This is a genomic window from Peribacillus sp. AS_2 (assembly GCF_026891895.1).
Taxonomy (GTDB): Bacteria; Bacillota; Bacilli; order Bacillales; family DSM-1321; genus Peribacillus; species Peribacillus frigoritolerans.
Window position 1 is genome coordinate 17,171 of the sequence record NZ_JAPTGA010000012.1, and the last position, 18,811, is coordinate 35,981.

Consider the following 18,811-nt stretch of genomic DNA (forward strand, 5'->3'; position numbering starts at 1 on the left):
AAGTAAAATTTAAGTCTCGCAAAATATGCGGGGCTTTATTATATTTAATAGAATTTTTTATACTTTTATAATATTCGTTCGATATAATAATTAAAAAATAGATAAGTAGATTTTTAAAATGAAAGGGGAAGAAAAATGCTTAAAATACTGGTTTCGGGATCTTCACCATTAGATGAATATGTAAGAACAGAAATCGACAAACGAAAAGGTAATATGAAGGAGCTAGTTGTTCAAACCCTTGAATCTATTTTTATTCTAAAAAATCCTACCTATATCACGGATGACGATGTATTAATTTGTGGTGCGATGTTATTTGAGCAATTTAAGAAATTAAAAGTACGGGGAAATATTATTCCATTACGTGTCCAGACGAATGATTTTTATAAAGCTTTAGTAGAGGCTTCGAAGTTTAGTAATGAAGTAAATGTGATTAACTATCAAAAAGAGTATATTCAGACTCAACGGAACTATATAAATGATGAGCATGACGAATTGGATCATATCTTCAAAATTAAGGTGAATCAGTATACCTATAGAAATAAAGAGGAAGCTTATGAATTGGTCAGAAGATTACATGAAGAAGGCCAAAAAGTGGTAATTGGGTCGGGACTTGTTGTAAGACTTGCCAAAGAACTTGGAATGGAAGGGATCCTTTGGTTCGGAAAAGAAAGCGTCGGTCTTGTTGTAGATATTGCCTTTAATATCTTAACAGCAAAGGTAGCGGAGCAGAGTAACCAGAAAAGACAAAACTATATATTAGAAAACTTCCGCGAGGGTGTTATTAATCTTAATGTAGCAGCTAGGATATTAAGTATTAACAATCATGCGATTGAACTACTTGGGTTCAGTGAGTATGGGGACCTTTCTTCCCAGCATATCAGTGATATTGTGCAGGAAAGTGAAATTTTAGAAGTTTTATCGACCAATAAAGTCGTCAAAGATATAGTTGTATCTTATAAAAAACGAACGTTATTAATGAATACATTACCAATCCATGTAAATGGCAGTTACAATGGAATTGTCGCCATTTTTTCTGATGCAGAGACCCTCCAGCAACAGGAAAATAAAATTAGACGTAAAATGAATTATAAGGCTGATATCGCGAAATACCAATTTAGTGACATTATTGGTCAAAGTGACCAAACAATTAATGTGATAAATAAAGCCCAGAAATTTGCTCGTTCCGATTCCAATGTGTTGATTCTTGGCGAGTCCGGTACGGGGAAGGAATTGTTTGCACAAAGCATCCACAATGAAAGCAAGCGAAGAAACCACCCTTTTATTGCGATAAACTGTGCAGCCATTCCTGAAAATTTATTAGAAAGCGAATTCTTCGGCTATAATGATGGCGCTTTCACAGGGGCGAAAAAAGGTGGCAATCCAGGTTTGTTTGAGTTGGCACATAATGGAACCGTTTTTTTAGATGAAATTGGCGAGATTCCATTAAGTATGCAGGCAAAACTACTGAGGGTGTTACAAGAGAATGTGGTTAGGAGACTAGGTAGTTCAACCGGGATCCCAATTAACATCAGAGTCATTTCGGCTACAAACGTTAATTTAATTGAGGAAGTGAAGAATGGGAAATTTAGAATGGATTTATACTATCGAATTGCCGTATTAAATCTATTTTTACCGAAATTAAGTAATCGGAAGGGAGATATTCCACTCTTAGTTAAAGCGTTTACTGCTAAAAACTATCCTGCTTTTATGCCGCTAATTGAAGAAGTATTAGATGATGTCGTTCCTTTATTAGAGGCTCATGAATGGTATGGGAATATCCGCGAATTTGAAAATACAATGGAGCGGATGTTTGCTTATATCGAAACGCCTCAACAGGTGACAAAAAAGGAAGTGTTTCATCATTTAAGAGAAGCGATTGAAGAAAATTCTTTATTACTAGATGAAGTGAACTTTGATAATTCATCGTATCAAGAAGTGATAAAAGATATTGAAACCAGCAAAATAAAAGAAGTATTAGAAAAAACGAATGGTAATAAGAAAGAAGCAGCTGAAATTTTGGGCATTAGCAGAAGTACTCTTTGGAGAAAACTGAACGAACCAGTGAAAACGAAATAGACAAATAGAACCCTAGAAACTCTTAGTGTGTTGAATAAGCAAGATTATCTATTGCTTGTTTTATACATTAAGAGTTTTTTTGTGTCTCATTATTAAAACGCTGAATTCAAACGTGAAACATCAATCCGTGAAAAGAACTAGAAGATGATAAGCAAAGAAAAAATGCTTTGAATTTTTACAAGGGTTTCCAAAATGTGCGGTAAGGGTTGTAACTGTCGACAAAACCAGTGATTACAATGATTTGCCTAAATTATTAGTTAATTCTACACGTTTCAAAAATATTGTTAAATAAAAAAACAGGAAAATCAATCATATTTAGAAGAGTTGGCACGGAATTTGCAATATTAAAAGTGAAAAGAAGATGAAGGAGTGTATAAATACTTGAAACCTCATTTAAGAGCTTTATTCGACCCTGAAGGCATTGCCATTATTGGTGCTTCACCCGATCATAAAAAAATTGGAGGAAGACCTTTAAGTTATCTTCAGAGATATGGGTTTGAAGGAGTAATTTATCCTATCAACCCAAAATATGAAGAAATGAATGGTCTGAAGTGTTATCCAGATATAAAAATGGTGGAGGAACAGGTAGATTTAGCGATTATCGCCGTGCCAAAGACAGCTGTCTTAGAAACCTTTAAAAAATGTGCAGAAAGAAAGGTTCGTTCAGTTGTCATTTTTAGTGCTGGTTTTGCTGAAGTCGATGAAGAGGGGAAGAAATTGCAAGAACAAATTTCCTTGATCGCTAAACAAAATAATGTAAACGTTTTAGGGCCAAACTGTTTAGGGATGTTTAACGTAAGAAAAGGAGTTTACGGGACCTTTTCAACGATTATTGAGAATGAAAAGCCTTTACAAAGCAATATTGGGTTTGTCAGTCAAAGCGGTGCTTTTGGTTCCCATGTTTTTACGTTAGCGAGACAAAGAAATATAGGTTTTAGTTCTTTTGTCGCCACCGGCAACGAAAGTGATGTTGATGTGGCGGATTGCATTGAATATCTGGCTCAAGACCCTAGTACGGACGTCATTGCATGTTATATCGAAGGAACGAAAGATGGAGAGAAACTCATTGACGCATTTAGGACAGCTCGAAACAACAATAAACCAGTGATTGCTTTAAAGGTAGGTAGAACTAATGTGGGAAAGAAAGCAGCACTATCACATACTGGATCTCTCGTAGGATCAGATGAAGTGTTCGATACCGTTTTTAAACAAAATGGAGTTTATCGTGCTGAAACCATCGAGGAATTTTTAGATGTCGTCTATGCTACATCAAAATTACCATTTCCAAAGGATAACAATGCAGCAGTGTTTACGATATCTGGGGGAGTTGGAATCATGTTGGCAGATCAACTAGCGGTAAATGGATTTACCTTACCGGAGACTCCAGATGATGTTAAAAAGAAGTTGCGAAAAATCCTCCCAATTGCTGGGGTTCAAAATCCAATCGATACAACTGCACAAATTTCATACATTCCTACACTGCTTGAGGATTTTATGGATTCTGTTCTCTCAAGCGGTCAATACGGCTCGGCACTCGTGTTCTTAGGTTTTGCTGGATTAAAATTAGACTCTTTGAAAGCGAGAATCGAGACATTAGTGAAATTGAAGGAGCGATACCCAGAGATTCCACAAATTGTGGTTACCATCACGAACGAAACTTCTAGACAAATGTTTAGTGATGCCGGACTGATCGTGATAGACGACCCTTCAAGGGCAGTAACGGTGGCCAAAGCCTTGAAATATTTTGGCCAGGGTGAAATCGATGAGGTACATGACATCTACGATTTTTCAAAAGAAGACGTTTTTGGTCACTCTCAAGCCTTAACCGAGTATGAAAGCAAGAACATTCTTAAACAGTTCGGGATACCTATTACTCAAGAAAAATTGGCTGTAACACCACAACAGGCGATCCAATATGCAAATGAAATTGGGTATCCTGTGGTGTTAAAGGGAATGTCGCCACAAATCTTGCATAAGACCGATAAAGGATTAGTGTTCTTAAATCTAAAAGACAGTGAAGAGGTACAAGAAAAATATCACCTTTTAAAATCAATCATTGAAAGTACCGAAAGTGCCGAATTTGAAGGGGTTTTGGTTCAAGAAATGTTAAAAGAAGACTCTGTTGAAATGGTGATTGGCTCAAAGAAAGACCCAATCTTTGGTCAAATTGTCATGGTCGGCTTAGGTGGCATCTACATTGAAGTGTTAAAAGATGTGGCGATGAGAAAAGCTCCTGTGTCAGTCAATGAAGCAAAGAATATGATCTATGAATTAAAAGCCAGCCCAATACTACAATCTTACCGCGGAAAGCCGCCATATGACATTGAAAAGCTTAGCCTATTAATCTCTCAATTTAGCCATTTCATCATAGCTCAAGGAGAGAAATTAGTTGAAGTCGATTTAAACCCAGTCATGGTCTTTGCCAAAGGAAAAGGCATCAAAGTGGCAGATGGTTTAATGACACTCGAGAAAAGAATGATCCATTCATAATAATTATAAATAGACTTTAAAACCAAAAGGAGAGTTAGCAGATGGATTTTAATATGCCAGAAGAAACACAAGAAATTATTAAAGGTATAAAACAATTTATAAATAAAGTGGTTATTCCTCTGGAAGAAGAAAACCGTGACCTGCTTTACAATGAGCGTAAGTATTATTTAGAAGACGGCCGCCGTCATCCAAAAGTAGAAGAGTTACGAAGAATCGTGCGCAAGGAATCAGCGAAAGCAGGGTTTTATACCATGTTTGGTGCTGAAGAACTAGGAGGCGGAGGCTTCGGTCCGCTTACAGCTCTATTAGTCAATGAAGCAATCGGGAAACATTATCCACATCGTAAATTAATCGAACATGTGGTCATTCCTTCTCCATTTACAAACGGCTTAACCCCTGTTTTAAATGGCTTGAAACAGGAACTGAAAGATAAATACATCGAAGGCATTGGTTCTGGCGAAAAAACCCTATGTTTCGGTTTAACAGAGCCAGATGCTGGTTCGGATGTTTGGGGGATTAAAACTCGGGCAGTAAAGGACGGAAATGAGTGGGTGCTTAATGGAACGAAACAATGGATTTCCCATGCTCATTATGCTGACTATTGTATGCTGTTTGCTGTCACCAACCCCGAATTGCAAGCGAAACGAAAAGGCGGGATTACTTGTTTCTTTGTTGAAACGAAGTCAGAAGGATTTAATGTTGATTCCGTTATTCCAGTAATGGGCTCACTAGGCGGTGATGCGACCATTATCAGTATTGATAATCTTCGAATTCCTGAGGAAAACATCATTGGAGAATTAGACCAAGGTTTTGGCAAGGCCATGAATGGAATCAATAACGGCCGTTTAGGAATGAGCGGCAAATGTATTGGATCAGCCCAGTGGGCATTGCAAAAGGCTGTTGAATACTCGAAAATCCGTAAAACCTTTGGAAAAACACTTTCAGAACATCAAACAATTCAAAATATGTTAGCAGAATGTGCGCTGGATATTTATGCTGCCAGAAATATGGCGCTAAACTGTGCATGGAAAATTGAAAACAGCACTAAAACACCTACAAAGGAAATTTCAATGGTAAAGGCTTTTTGTACCGAAATGATGGGAAGGGTTTATGACCGTGCGATTCAGATACATGGGGGTATGGGGCTTTCGAATGAACTGGGGCTTGAAGAAGGATATCGAAATGCGAGACTTGTAAGAATTCCTGACGGTACATCCGAAATCCATCGCCGGACCATTGCAAGAAGCTTATTAAAAGGAGATCTATCATTCTAAAGGAAGAGGAAGGTGTACTTTTATGTCAGAAAAAACTGTACTGATTGAAAAAAAAGGACGAATCGCTTTTATCATTTTAAACAGACCAGAGAAGCTAAATGCCTTAAATGCCGATTTATTTAAAGAATTGGATGAAGCGTTGGAAGAACTTAAAAATGATGCTGGAGTAAGTGTTCTTATTATCAAAGGAAATGGGCGTGCCTTTAGTGTTGGATACGATGTGTCTAAATATAATAATCGAACGGTCCAGGAAGATAGAGATAAGTTAGAAGAATATACGAGAAGATGGCTAAGAATTTGGGAATTTCCGAAGCCAATCATTGCTCAGGTTCAAGGTTTTGCCCTTGCTGGTGGCACACAGCTTTTGGCTTGCTGTGACATTGTAATCACTGATGAAGAGGCACAGTTCGGTTTTCCTTCCTTGCCATTAGGTGGCGGTTTTGTTGGCATTTATTGGGGCTGGCATGTTGGTCCTCAGCGTGCGAAGATGCTTGATTTAACAGCCGGCAGCCGGATTACAGGGAAAGAAGCTACTGAGTATGGATTTGCCGCCAAATGCTTCAAACGTGAAGAACTCGAGGAAGAAACCTTAAACATTGCTCGTGGAATTGCCAAAACGCCTTTAGACATTTTAATTCTGAAGAAAAAAGCACATAACCGAATAATGGAGCTGCAAGGATTTAGAACAGGTATTATGTTTGGCCCGGAACAAGACGCCATCATCCACACAGCGGATGGGATTAAACTAGTTCATGAAAAAATCAAAGAACTTGGACTTAAAGGTGCGATTGAGTGGTTTAATAGCCAAGAAATTTAATAATGAAAATAGACATTGCTCAGAGTTGGCGTAAAGGAGGAGAAGAATAATGGATTTTACTGATAAAGTAGTCATTATTACCGGTGGAGCTCGGGGGATTGGTGCGAAAACCGCTCTCCTGTTCGCAGAAAAGGGAGCGAAGGTTGCGATATTTGATCAAAATGAACAGGATGCAAAAGAAACAGTGGAACAGATCCATAGCACTGGTGGAGAATGTCTGACCTTTCGTGTCGATATTACCAAGCGAGAAGATGTCACAAGCTGTGTTGAACAGGTTAATGAAGTATACGGAAAAATCGATATCCTCGTTAATAATGCGGGAGTATTGAAAGATAACATCATCGGCGAGATGACAGAAGAAGAATGGGATTTTGTATTAGACGTCAATTTAAAGGGGAGTTATATTTGTGCTCAAGCCGTCCAAAAATATATGGTCAATCAAGGCCACGGAAAAATTGTCATGACTTCCTCCCAAGCCGCAGTAGGAGCCCGCGGACGCGTGAACTATTCGGCAGCTAAAGCAGGAATTCAAGGAATGACCAAGACCCTTGCTATTGAATTAGGTCCATACGGAATTAATGTAAATGCGGTGGCACCAGGGTTTATTGAGACAGAAATGAGCAAGGTCTCAGAAGCATATGCCAAGAGTCGAGGCATTGAAAACTTTTCAGAAGTGAAAAAAGCTATTATTCAAAGAAATCCCATTCAACGACTAGGTCAGCCGGAGGATGTCGCTAACGTAATTTTATTCTTAACCTCCAAAGAAGCCAGCTACGTGACGGGACAGGTGATTTATGTATCAGGATCACCTGTCGTGTAAGTCTAATTTATATAAAGTTATGAAGTTTTTAGAGGAGGGTAATAGTGAAAATCATCGGCATAAGCGGGACGTTAATAGGCTCAAAGACCAAAATTGTCACAGAGTTTCTTTTAAATGAGGTTAAAAACCAGTATCCAGAGTATGAGGTGGAACTGGTAGACCTAAAGAATTTTTCCTTAGATTTCTGTGATGGCAGGCCAATTACTCAATATAACGAGTATACTCAGGTGCTAATTTCAAAAATGGAAAAAGCGGATGGGTATATTTTAGGCACAACGATTATGCATGGGTCCATTCCAGGAATTTTAAAGAACCTCTTTGACCTAATCCCACCTACTATACTTGAAGGCAAACCGATTGCGCTTGCTGCAAATGGCGGGAATCCAGAGCATGCTCAAGCAATTGAAAAACACCTTAAACCAATTACTGATTATTTAAAGATGAAGAATGTTGCAAACTATGTTTTTGCTACATCAAAAGATTTCAATCTTCAAAATGAAATTGATAATCCAGAAATTCAAGATCAGATACGCAATCTAGCGAAAGAGTACGGGGAATTATTAATCAGTGCGGCCAATTGATTAAAGGAAATATTCGATGTTCATCATCGATTGAAAATGAGGGGACCATATGGAATTTGAAAAAAACAATATTCATTTAACAGATTATTCTTTTCAAAAACTGTGTGATTTAGAATTTGGTATTAATCGTGGTGTCTATAACGAAATTGACAAGTATTTTTACCATATCGGAATTATAAATATTTTAGAACGAAGAAAACAAATCTTAAGATTCATTCAGTTTCATGCTACTGCTGAAAAGAAAAGGGTCAGATTTGGTAACGGCGGCTTGCGTCAAAGGTTAATAGAGTATATGGATAAAGTCGCCATTTAAGAAACGAGGTTTTCCTATGGAGGAATATAAATGGGGAATAGGCTAAGTAATAGGCAAATACAGCTAAAGAAAAATTTTACCGAAATAAACCGAAATTGGCATGATGTGTGGGATGAATTATTAGTTCTTGATGAAGAATTCTTTGAAATAATTTCGAACTTCACTGTTGTACCATGGAAAACAGGTGTCCTTGAGCCAAAGATTAAAGAGCTTATTAATGTTGCCATTAGTGCATCACCTACTCATTTATCAGCCCCTGCAACGAGAATTCATATTCAAAACGCTCTCCGGTTTGGTGCAACTAGTGAGGAAATTTTAGAAGTATTTAAGGTTGTCAGTATTCTAGGCATGCATACCTGTGCTGTAGGTGTTCCATTGATGGCAGAAGAGTTTGAATTGGAAGCTTTATTCAAAGATGCCCATTTAACCGACCAACAGAAGCAATTAAAGACAGATTTTATTGAGCAAATGGGCTACTGGAACGGTTTTAGAGATGTCCTGTTGCAAATGGACGAGAAATTCTTTGAGAGTTACACCGATTTTTTAACTGCACCCCTGAAGAGTGGAGTATTGGAGCCAAAGATTATTGAATTTATATATATAGCGATTGATGCCTCAACTACTCATTTATTTAGGAAAGGTATCCAAGTACATCTGAAAAATGCGCGAAAGTACGGAGCGACAAGTGAGGAGATTTTAGAAGTATTCCAATTAACTTCCTCTTTGGGCTTTGATACGCTGTTAATGGGAATACCTATTTTAATAGAAGAAATGAACAAGAGAAGTAGATAGTTTTTAACTAGATACCGTTGCATCGCGTTTATTCAAAGAGAGAGGCTAATGGGGAATATAAGCAGAAAATAATTGAAAGGGGTGGATGGATAAGGTGGATTTGAAAGAAAGATACGAGAGTTCTCCACTTTGGGACCTGATTGGAATCAAAGTCGATTCTCTTGAATCAAATCAAGCAAAAATCCGATTATCAATTACGAAGCCGCTTTTAAATGGAAATCAGGTGTTGCATGGAGGGATTTTTTCCACTCTATTGGATGCAGCGATGGGGATCAATTTTAAGCTGCGTGTTGGCGAGGTTAAATTTGCCACTATTTCTTTAACCACCCAATATTTAAAGCCGGCTAAAGAAGGCGAAACACTCTTTGCTACTGCAGAAGTCATACAACAAGGAAAAATTATTGCTTCTATTGAAGCTCGAATTGTCAATGAGTGTGGTGAACTAGTCAGTATTGGGTTGGCAACCTTTAAAATAACTCGCTCTCGCAGTTAACGCCATTGGTAGGCTCAATCGTGGGGTGTTCATCAGAAAAATGACTTAACTCGAGGAGGGGTTGGAATGAATTTACCAATGCAAGGGTTCAAAGTATTAGATTTATCACGTACGTTAGCTGGACCTTATGGAACAATGCTGCTGGCAGATATGGGCGCCGAGGTCATTAAAGTTGAGCAACCGTTAGTAGGCGATGAATCGCGAAGATTTACTCCGCCAAGCTGGAATGGAGAAAGCTGTTACTATCTTGCTGCGAATCGGAATAAAAGAGGAATTACCCTTGATTTGAAATCGGAAGAAGGCATTAAAATCGTCAAACAATTGGTGAAAGATGCAGATGTTTTTGTTGAAAACTTCCGGACAGGAACGATGGAGAAATTAGGCTTGGGATATGACATATTGAAGGAGATCAACCCTCGAATAATTTATTGTTCGATTTCCGGGTTTGGGAGAACAGGTCCAGAAAAAAATCGTGCCGGCTATGATGTATTGATGCAAGGATTTGCGGGATTAATGAGTATCACTGGTGAGACTGATAAACCAGTAAAGGCAGGGATGTCGATTGCCGATTTGTCTACAGGAATGTTTGCAGCTTTTTCCATTTCTAGTGCCCTGCATGGTGTCAAGCAGACAGGAAAAGGGCAGTATCTGGATGTCAGTTTATTAGATGGTCAAGTTGCGTTATTGAACCATATGGTCACTGGTTTCTATGCTACAGGTTCTTATCCAAAGCGAATGGGGACTGCCCATGCAACCCTTGTCCCTTATCAAGGGTTTAAAGCGTCTGACAGAGACGTCATTATTGCGGTAGCGAATGATGGGTTGTGGAAGAAGCTTTGTATAGGTCTGGAGTGGAATGATTTACTAGAAAATGAGAAATACAAACTCAATATTAATCGCGTTAAATATCGTGAGGAACTTGTAACAATTTTAAGTGAAAGATTTTCTCAAATGAAAAGTGAAGACATCATTGAGATGTTAGAAAGGGTCGGTGTTCCCTGCGGGCCGATACAGACAATTGAAGAAGTATTAACACACCCTCAGGTGCAGGCAAGAGAGGCGATGGTTGAAGTGAACCATCCGAATGTGCCTAATCTCAAAGTGCCTGCATTTCCAGTGAAGTTTTCAGAGACGCCAACGTCTGTTCGATACCATCCGCCTTTATTAGGAGAGCACACGGAAGAAGTTTTACTAGAAATTGGCTATGACCAAGAATCTATCAAACAATTAAAAAGCAAAAATATTATTTGATTCCGAGAGCTTATTATTTGAGCACATAAAGATACTTAAAATCAGCAATCATTTTTATTGAAAATGAACGGGAGGAGTTTATATGTATATAAATGGCGAATGGCTTAAAGGTAATGACATTTTGAAGATTACAAATCCGGTAAATGGTGAAATCGCTGGTGAAGTCTACCAGTCAGGAGTAAAAGAAACAGAGTACGCAATTAAGGCGGCACAAGATGCTTTTCCTGCATGGGCAGGGCTTACAGCTGAGCAAAGGTCCGCTTATTTATACAAGGTGATTGACAGACTTAATGAGAGAAAAGAACATCTTGCCCAAACGATTACAAAAGAAATGGGAAAACCGATTGTTAATGCTCGAGCAGAAGTGAACAGCACGATCGCCTATTTCAAATGGTTTTTAGAGGAAGCACGGCGTGTATATGGAGAGATTATTCCAAGTTCTTTCCCTAATAAACGGATATCCGTCATTAAACAACCCGTTGGTGTTGTCGCAGCGATAACTCCATGGAATTTCCCTTTATCGATGGGGGCGCGTAAGCTAGGGCCAGCACTTGCGGTGGGATGTACAGTCGTCTTGCGTCCCTCTAGGGAAGCACCTCTCTCATCGCTAGAGCTTGTAAAAATTCTTGATGAAGTAGGCTTGCCTAAAGGTGTGGTCAATTTATTAATTGGTGGAACAAAAGAAATTGTAGACCCGATTATGGCAAGTGAGGTAGTTAGAAAAATCAGTTTTACTGGTTCAACAGATGTTGGTAAAGTACTGACTAAACAATCGGCCGATACTCTGAAGCGTGTTTCTATGGAGCTCGGTGGTCACGCACCGTTTATTGTCTTTGATGATGCAGATTTGGATTTGGCGGTAGAAGGAGCAATTAGTAGTAAATTTATTTCTGCAGGGCAGCAATGTGTCTGTGCCAATCGGATATATGTTCATGAAAACATCTACAATGAATTTTCCCGTAGGTTTACAGAGAGATCTAAAGAATTGGTCATTGGAGATGGTTCGAATGAGTCCACGAACATTGGGCCTCTTGTCAATTCATCAGCGGTAACAAAAGTTGAAGAACAAGTACAAGACGCGGTGGATAAAGGAGCTAAATTGTTATGTGGAGGAAGCTATCTTGAAGGAGAGGCATTTGCAAATGGAAGTTTCTATCCGCCAACGGTCTTAGGAGATGTGACGGAAGAAATGGTGATAACCTATGAGGAAACATTTGGTCCTGTTGCACCACTTATCAGGTTTACAACAGAGGAGGAAGTCCTTCAGAAAGCAAATAATACTAAATATGGATTAGCAGCTTATTTCTTTACTAATGATGCTTCTCGTGTACACCGAGTTGCAGAAAGGCTGGAATACGGAATGGTGGGGATAAATGACCCGTCTCCATTTACAGTACAATCTCCATTTGGAGGAATAAAAGAAAGTGGCGTTGGCCGTGAGGGTGGCAAGCAAGGGATAGAAGACTATCTTGACATAAAGACAATCTCACACCAGTTTAAACTATAGTTGTACTTATATAACAAATTTGAAGGAGTAATAGTAATGCTGCAAAATATGGAATTTAATGCTTGTCTACCGACAAATGTACGATTCGGTCTTAATGTTGTGAAAAACGAACTTCTAAATGAAATTCAGCAGGCTAATAAAAGTAGATTGTTTGTTGCTACTGATAATGGTTTGGTTAAAGCAGGATTAATAGATTCTATTACCACTGAATTAACGGAGAATGGAATTGAAACGATTATTTTTTCAGATGTAGAGCCAAATCCACAGGCAGAAACGATTATGCAAGGGGCTGAACTATATAAGGAGAAATCATGCGATATGATTATAGCAGTGGGTGGCGGAAGCGCGATGGATTTTGCAAAAGCAGTAGGAGTAGTGGTTAGTCATTCCGGACATATCCTTTATTTCCGTAGAGGGGGAGAAAAGGCGATTATTAAACCTATTCCTCTATTGTTTGCCATCCCCACAACTGTGGGAACAGGATCTGAGGTGACAAGGGCTTCCATCGTGACAGACCCTACAGTAGGTCGAAAGTATGCTATTGCATCTCCATACCTTATTCCAAAAGTCGCTTTTATTGATCCTATATTAACAACGACTTTACCGAAACATCATGTCTCTGCAACAGCAATTGATGCATTAGTCCATGCGATAGAAGCTTATACATCAATTCGCAGCACACCGATCTCTGATGGGCTTGCGCTACAGGCAATACGTATGATTAAGGAAAATCTTCTAGCAAGTTATGCAAATCCGGCCAACTACGAAGCACGAGCACAAATCCATTTGGCAAGTACGATGGCAGGAATGGCGTTTACCTTGGCTGGATTAGGGCTTGTACATTCCTGTTCTCATCCGATGTCTGCAGTCTTTAATGTTGCGCATGGAGTTGCAAACGCGATTATCTTACCATATGTAATCGAGTTTAATCTAATTTCCAATATTAAAAAATTTGCAGAAATAGCTAGGGTATTTAAACCCGAGTTAGTATTAAAGGATGACCAAGCAGCTGCAAATGAACTTTCTTGTCTATTAAAATCATTTACAGGTTCCGTAGATATACCTAAAGACTTCAGCTTTTTAGGGATCGAAGTTACAGATGAAATAATCGATCGGTTGGCCGACGGTGCTATGGATGATGGCACAATTCCATCCAATCCGCGAAAGGTATATAAGGAAGATGTGATCAAAATTTATGACCAAGTGTTACCAAGATAGTCAGATTTGTTAAAAAAGATATCATTGTGCAAGGGGACCTTCAAGCTTTTTTATAGTACCTGGCACACCGAACAAACGGATATCCACCATTAGATGTCCCATTGGTGTAGTGGCAGCGATTACGCCATGGAGTTTTCCTTTATCGATGGGAGTGTGTAAGCTGGTTCCGGCACTTGCGGTAGGATATACGGTAATCTTACTTCCCTCCAGAGAAGCATCGCTCTCATCGCTCGAGCTTGTGAAAATCATCGATGAAGTGGACATACCAAAAGGAGCAAATTGAACGATGCTTCTCGTGTCCACCTAGTAGCAGAAAAGCTAGAAATGGAATGGTAGGTATCAATGACCCCTATCCATTCTCCGTACAATCCCCATTTGGTGGAGTGAAAGAGAGTGGCGTTGAGTGTGAATTCGGAAAACAAGGAATAGAAGATTATATTGACATAAAGACGATCTCCTATCAGTTTATACTTAATAGTTAAAAAAGTTAATATAGTGCCTGGTACCGCCAAAAAATGGGGCGGGGGGGGGGGCTATCCTCCGTTCCGATGCTGGCAAAAGAACTTGACTTATTTATTTTACCTAAAAAAACTGTGGAAATGGCGGTCGCCCTCACGCAACGTGTCAAACACCAGTCTTTTTATAATCAAGTAACAGGATATGTAAGTGCGCAATTTAGCCCACTTATAAACAGGGGTATATTCATTCCACCTTTTAATGTTTCATAATAATGAATATCCATTCATCGATATTCTAACTTTGTACGGATAAGGAAACGAACTAAGAAACGACAATGGAGGATAATCAGCATGTTTTCACTGTTGAATTTTTTTGCTTTCCTAGTCATCTCAGGGTATGCAATTTATTTGTTTGCCAACCTGTTATACAGCCGGTATTTATTTGTGAAGCTTGGAAAAAAAGCGGAGTTTGAACCAAATCTTAAAGAGCGGATCAATGCTGTATTAATTAATGGGTTTGGCCAGAGGAAATTGTTTAAAGACAAGAAAAGCGGGTTTATGCATTTAGTATTGTTTTATACTTTTTTTATCATTCAGGTAGGACTTATCGAACTCATCATAAAGGGGTTTATTAAAGGCTATGAATTTCCTTTTGGTGAGGGGCATAAATATTTCAGTCTTTTACAGGAGTGTGCAACATTCTTAATGCTGTTGGCTGTCGGATACGGATTTTACCGTCGTTATGGTGAAAAGTTAAAGCGATTGCAATGGAAGCGTGACGGCAAAGCTGCATTTGTCTATATCGCTTTATGTACACTAACCTCATCCATCCTGCTTACATTAGGATTCGAAGCAATTATGCTAGATCATGAACCGAATCTGGTCTATGCTCCATTTTCTGGAGCAATTGCGTTATTGTTTTCCGACATTGGATCCACGGCAGGAACAGTGTTGTTCTATCTATTTTGGTGGGTGCATATGGTAACAGTCTTTTCATTCATGGTGTTTGTACCGCAGTCAAAACAAGCACATGAGTTATTCGCGATGTTTAACATTTTTTTCAAGAAAACCGGTCCTGTAGGGAAATTGAAAACAATAGATTTTGAGGATGAAGAAGCTGAGGAATTTGGAGTCGGGAAAATTGAAAATTTTACCCAGCAGCAGCTTATAGACCTTTATGCATGTGCAGAATGTGGCCGTTGCACAAATATGTGCCCGGCTTCAGTGACAGGGAAGACCTTATCTCCTATGCAACTGATTGTTAAGATGAGGGACCATTTGACAGAAAAAGGAGCAGCTATTACTTCACGCAGTCCATGGATGCCAAGGTCCGTTTTTGGTTCTTCAGTAGCTATCTCTGGGTTGGCAGCTCAGGAAACTGCGGCAGCGGTTGAAATGCCTAGCTTGATTGGCGATGTCATTACCGAGGAAGAATTATGGGCTTGTACAACATGCCGGAACTGCGAAGACCAATGCCCGGTGGCGAATGAACATGTGGATAAAATTATTGATTTGAGAAGGTATTTAGTATTAACCGAAGGAAATGTTCCTCAAGAAGCAAGTCGCTATTTTCAAAACATTGAAAGACAGAGCAATCCATGGGGGCTCAACCGTAAGGAGAGAATGAACTGGCGCGATGAACGTGATGACATCGAAGTACCGACAGTAGATGAGGTGTCTGAGTTCGAATACTTATTCTGGGTAGGTTCGATGGGTTCCTATGATAAACGAAGTCAAAAAATCGTACAGTCATTTTCCAAAATTATGAATGTGGCTGGGATAAAATTCGCTATTCTCGGAAATAAAGAGCGGAATTCAGGTGATAATGCACGGAGAATGGGGAATGAGTTTTTATTCCAGCAATTATGCCAAGAAAATATTGCTAATTTCCAGTCATTCGGTGTAAAGAAAATTGTTACCATTGATCCTCATGCTTTTAATACCTTTAAAAATGAATATCCTGAGTTTGGTCTAGAATCTGAAGTCTATCACCATACAGAGTTAATTTGGAAATGGATCCAAGATGGTCTTATTAATCCGATTAAAGAAGTTAAAGAAGCAATTGCTTACCATGATTCCTGTTATCTCGGTCGCTATAACAATATCTATGATATTCCGCGTCAAATTCTTACCTCGATTCCTGGTGTGAAAGTCTTAGAAATGGAACGTAATAAACAAGATTCCATGTGCTGCGGAGCCGGGGGTGGAATGATGTGGATTGAGGAAAAGCAGGGAAAGAGGATTAACGTAGAGCGGACTGAACAAGCACTTAGCGTAAATCCATCGATGATCGGAAGTAATTGTCCGTACTGCTTGACCATGTTAAGCGATGGGATTAAAGCGAAGGAAGTAGAAGAACAGGTCAAAACAATGGATATTGCAGAGATTATTGAACGTTCATTAACTGGATAATAGTTTATAAAGGGTGCCCTATAAGTTAGGCATCCTTGTCTTACAAAAAAACCAAAAGGATATGATCATGTTGTAGCGTACTAAAGACCCGTGCTTATGAAGAACTTAAAATCAAATTATTTATCCCCTACGAAAATTTAAACAAATAATAAAGGAGAGGTAATCATGACAAATACTGAAAATCAGCAGATATTTAAAGAGGTAATGGGAAACTATCCGACAGGTGTTACAGTAGTAACTACAACAGATGGAGTCGGTAAACCAGTTGGATTAACCGTTAATTCATTTGCTTCCGTTTCATTAGATCCACTTATGATTCTTTGGTCTGTTGACCATAAAGTATCAACAATAAAATCATTTGTTGAAGGGGGGAAGTTCGCTGTTCATATTCTAGCTGGAGATCAACAGGAGCTATGTAAGACTTTTGCTAGCAAAAATGTAGACCGTTTTAGTCAGTGTAACTGGGATTTTTCTGAAAATCAGCTTCCTATTATTGACGGTGCGTTCGCTGTCCTTGAATGTACAACGTTTAAAACGGTAGAAGCAGGGGATCACACAATCTTAATTGGAGAATTAATAAATATTCAAAAGGATAACAAAGAACCTATGCTTTATCATCGTAAACATTTCGGATCAATACCTTCGGAATTCTATCCAGTATTAAAATAACATTCATAGGAGTTTAATGAATCCTAAGGGTAGATACGTCATTACTAACTCGATTATCACGTTCTACAAAAGACCTAATTGAGATCGCGGAACTAATTTCTCAATAAGGGGCTGTCAGAGAAATCTTTGTGAACTGCGATTTGGAAAGCCCCTTTTCTAGGCTGAACGTAATGTTAATAAAAAAAATTATTGGTGAGCCAATCAAGGATATTCGTTTACTGTTTAAAGTTAATTCTTAATGCAAAAGGGCTATGAATATGTTTCACAAATTAAACATCATAAATTAAGAATAATACATGAATTGATTCTAATAATTGAACTGTATTTATGTAAAACCCATATTAACATTTATATCACTGAAGTTTCAAATAGTTAAAAATCAAAAATATTTTGGGACATATATTGCATTATTAAATGTAACGTTTGTTATGAAGTATTTGCATTCGTAGAGTGAAAGGAGTAATGGTATAAGGTTGTTTTTAGAGAGAGAAATGAATCAAATAATAGTTGGCTCATCTCTTCTGAAAAAATATGAAGCAAATCTTTAATCATTGAAAAACTGGCACAGGTAGTTTTGTTTGGATCCCAGGATAAGAAAGAGGGTACACAAGCCTTTCTTGATAAAAGGCAAGCATTATTTATAGGTAAATAATTAAGGAAATAAGTGTTTAGATGATGGCTTTATCGAACTCTCGGTCAAAAGCATTGCATAAAATCAGCAGGGGAAGAGCTTTATCATACTCTATTTTTATACAAATGATCCTTTGGGAATTAGGTTGGATTTTTATAGAAGTATTAATTTAGGGGAATTCAGTTATTTGTAACAGCTTTATGAGAGTGGGTATCAAAACTTAGTTATATGAGATGAATCTCGTATGTAAAAAAGTATTAAATCACTCTATGAATCAATTGTATCGATTATGCGATTTGATGTTATTATGACATCCAAATGAAGCGGTAGGTATATTACTGAAGCAGCCAGGTAGTATCATTGTTGAAACCAAAAAGTTTTATTAGTGCAACATTTGATAATGGAAATTATAAAATTGTATGGGTAAATAAGTGAAGAATTTAAAATAAATAATCCTTCCAACAAGTAAAAAACACTGGTAATAAAAGAATCATGTGGGTATGACAAGCATAATTTCCATAAAGACTTATCATGATATGTTCTTTTGGCACACTAATTGCTTTTATTAAAGGGGAAAGGGGGATTGAGAAATGAATAAGTTGCTTTGATTGTTGTGTTAGAGGGAAAGGAATTTTAGTAGTGTTAAGTAGCATTAGTAAATCAATTGCTGCTGGTAGGAGTAAGCCTAGATGCCTGTAATCTGTTTGCTTGGTGATAAATGAAAGCGCAGACATATGAAGGCGTATTTTGGAGATCATTGTATGAGTTTATGGAGAGGAAGTCGTGGGCGGAATCCAAGATTGATTTGGCTGTAATATTGGCCAAGTATAATTTGCTGGGGACTAAACAGTTAATATGAGATTTACAAAGTCAACGGCAATGGATTTCAATAACCACAAGGTAGACAACTAGATAAAGCGAATAGTGTTACTCAAAACATACTGCGCCACTAATTACCTTCCTTTCAAATGATAAAAAAATGCTCACCGGTTAAAAAAACTGGCAACTA

The 18,811-nt window shown here is 38.3% G+C and carries 16 protein-coding genes; all 16 read left to right on the forward strand.

The window, feature by feature from the left end; all coding sequences use genetic code 11:
- Positions 1-135: 135 nt before the first annotated feature.
- The 16 genes from OTG27_RS19820 to OTG27_RS19895 all read left to right on the forward strand — a co-directional run bounded on the left by OTG27_RS19820 (position 136) and on the right by OTG27_RS19895 (position 17,171).
- A complete protein-coding gene (locus OTG27_RS19820) occupies positions 136-2,076 on the forward strand; it encodes a sigma 54-interacting transcriptional regulator (protein ID WP_268937860.1) in 1,941 nt (646 codons plus the stop codon).
- A gap of 381 nt (positions 2,077-2,457) precedes the next feature.
- On the forward strand, positions 2,458-4,566 hold the full coding sequence (locus tag OTG27_RS19825; RefSeq protein WP_268937861.1) for an acetate--CoA ligase family protein: 2,109 nt from the start codon (positions 2,458-2,460) through the stop codon (positions 4,564-4,566).
- A gap of 41 nt (positions 4,567-4,607) precedes the next feature.
- Positions 4,608-5,840: an acyl-CoA dehydrogenase family protein gene (locus tag OTG27_RS19830; protein ID WP_268564819.1), complete on the forward strand. Its 1,233-nt coding sequence runs from the start codon at positions 4,608-4,610 to the stop codon at positions 5,838-5,840.
- A 22-nt stretch (positions 5,841-5,862) separates the two neighbouring features.
- Positions 5,863-6,657 carry an enoyl-CoA hydratase-related protein gene (locus OTG27_RS19835; protein WP_268937862.1) on the forward strand — a complete coding sequence of 265 codons (795 nt, stop codon included), beginning with the start codon at positions 5,863-5,865 and terminating at the stop codon, positions 6,655-6,657.
- Positions 6,658-6,706: 49 nt separating this feature from the next.
- A complete protein-coding gene (locus OTG27_RS19840; protein WP_268937863.1) occupies positions 6,707-7,477 on the forward strand; it encodes an SDR family NAD(P)-dependent oxidoreductase in 771 nt (256 codons plus the stop codon).
- Between the two features lie 44 nt (positions 7,478-7,521).
- Positions 7,522-8,058: an NADPH-dependent FMN reductase gene (locus tag OTG27_RS19845; protein ID WP_268564816.1), complete on the forward strand. Its 537-nt coding sequence runs from the start codon at positions 7,522-7,524 to the stop codon at positions 8,056-8,058.
- 49 nt (positions 8,059-8,107) lie between these two features.
- Entirely contained in the window at positions 8,108-8,371 is a 264-nt protein-coding gene (locus tag OTG27_RS19850) for a hypothetical protein (protein WP_268564815.1), read from the forward strand.
- Positions 8,372-8,401: 30 nt separating this feature from the next.
- Positions 8,402-9,163: a carboxymuconolactone decarboxylase family protein gene (locus tag OTG27_RS19855; RefSeq protein WP_268937864.1), complete on the forward strand. Its 762-nt coding sequence runs from the start codon at positions 8,402-8,404 to the stop codon at positions 9,161-9,163.
- A 94-nt stretch (positions 9,164-9,257) separates the two neighbouring features.
- On the forward strand, positions 9,258-9,656 hold the full coding sequence (locus OTG27_RS19860) for a PaaI family thioesterase (protein ID WP_268937865.1): 399 nt from the start codon (positions 9,258-9,260) through the stop codon (positions 9,654-9,656).
- A 66-nt stretch (positions 9,657-9,722) separates the two neighbouring features.
- Complete coding sequence (locus tag OTG27_RS19865; protein ID WP_268564812.1) at positions 9,723-10,907, forward strand: CaiB/BaiF CoA transferase family protein; 1,185 nt, start codon at positions 9,723-9,725, stop codon at positions 10,905-10,907.
- An 82-nt stretch (positions 10,908-10,989) separates the two neighbouring features.
- Positions 10,990-12,414: an NAD-dependent succinate-semialdehyde dehydrogenase gene (locus OTG27_RS19870; RefSeq protein ID WP_268937866.1), complete on the forward strand. Its 1,425-nt coding sequence runs from the start codon at positions 10,990-10,992 to the stop codon at positions 12,412-12,414.
- A 36-nt stretch (positions 12,415-12,450) separates the two neighbouring features.
- Positions 12,451-13,632 (forward strand): iron-containing alcohol dehydrogenase family protein, encoded by a 1,182-nt coding sequence (locus OTG27_RS19875; protein ID WP_268937867.1) that lies wholly within the window; start codon positions 12,451-12,453, stop codon positions 13,630-13,632.
- Between the two features lie 109 nt (positions 13,633-13,741).
- A complete protein-coding gene (locus tag OTG27_RS19880; protein ID WP_268937868.1) occupies positions 13,742-13,915 on the forward strand; it encodes an aldehyde dehydrogenase family protein in 174 nt (57 codons plus the stop codon).
- Between the two features lie 46 nt (positions 13,916-13,961).
- Positions 13,962-14,114, forward strand: a complete 153-nt coding sequence (locus tag OTG27_RS19885; RefSeq protein WP_268937921.1) for an aldehyde dehydrogenase family protein — start codon at positions 13,962-13,964, stop codon at positions 14,112-14,114.
- A gap of 327 nt (positions 14,115-14,441) precedes the next feature.
- Positions 14,442-16,502 carry a (Fe-S)-binding protein gene (locus OTG27_RS19890; RefSeq protein ID WP_268937869.1) on the forward strand — a complete coding sequence of 687 codons (2,061 nt, stop codon included), beginning with the start codon at positions 14,442-14,444 and terminating at the stop codon, positions 16,500-16,502.
- Between the two features lie 165 nt (positions 16,503-16,667).
- Positions 16,668-17,171: a flavin reductase family protein gene (locus tag OTG27_RS19895; protein WP_268937870.1), complete on the forward strand. Its 504-nt coding sequence runs from the start codon at positions 16,668-16,670 to the stop codon at positions 17,169-17,171.
- The last annotated feature ends 1,640 nt before the right edge of the window (positions 17,172-18,811 follow it).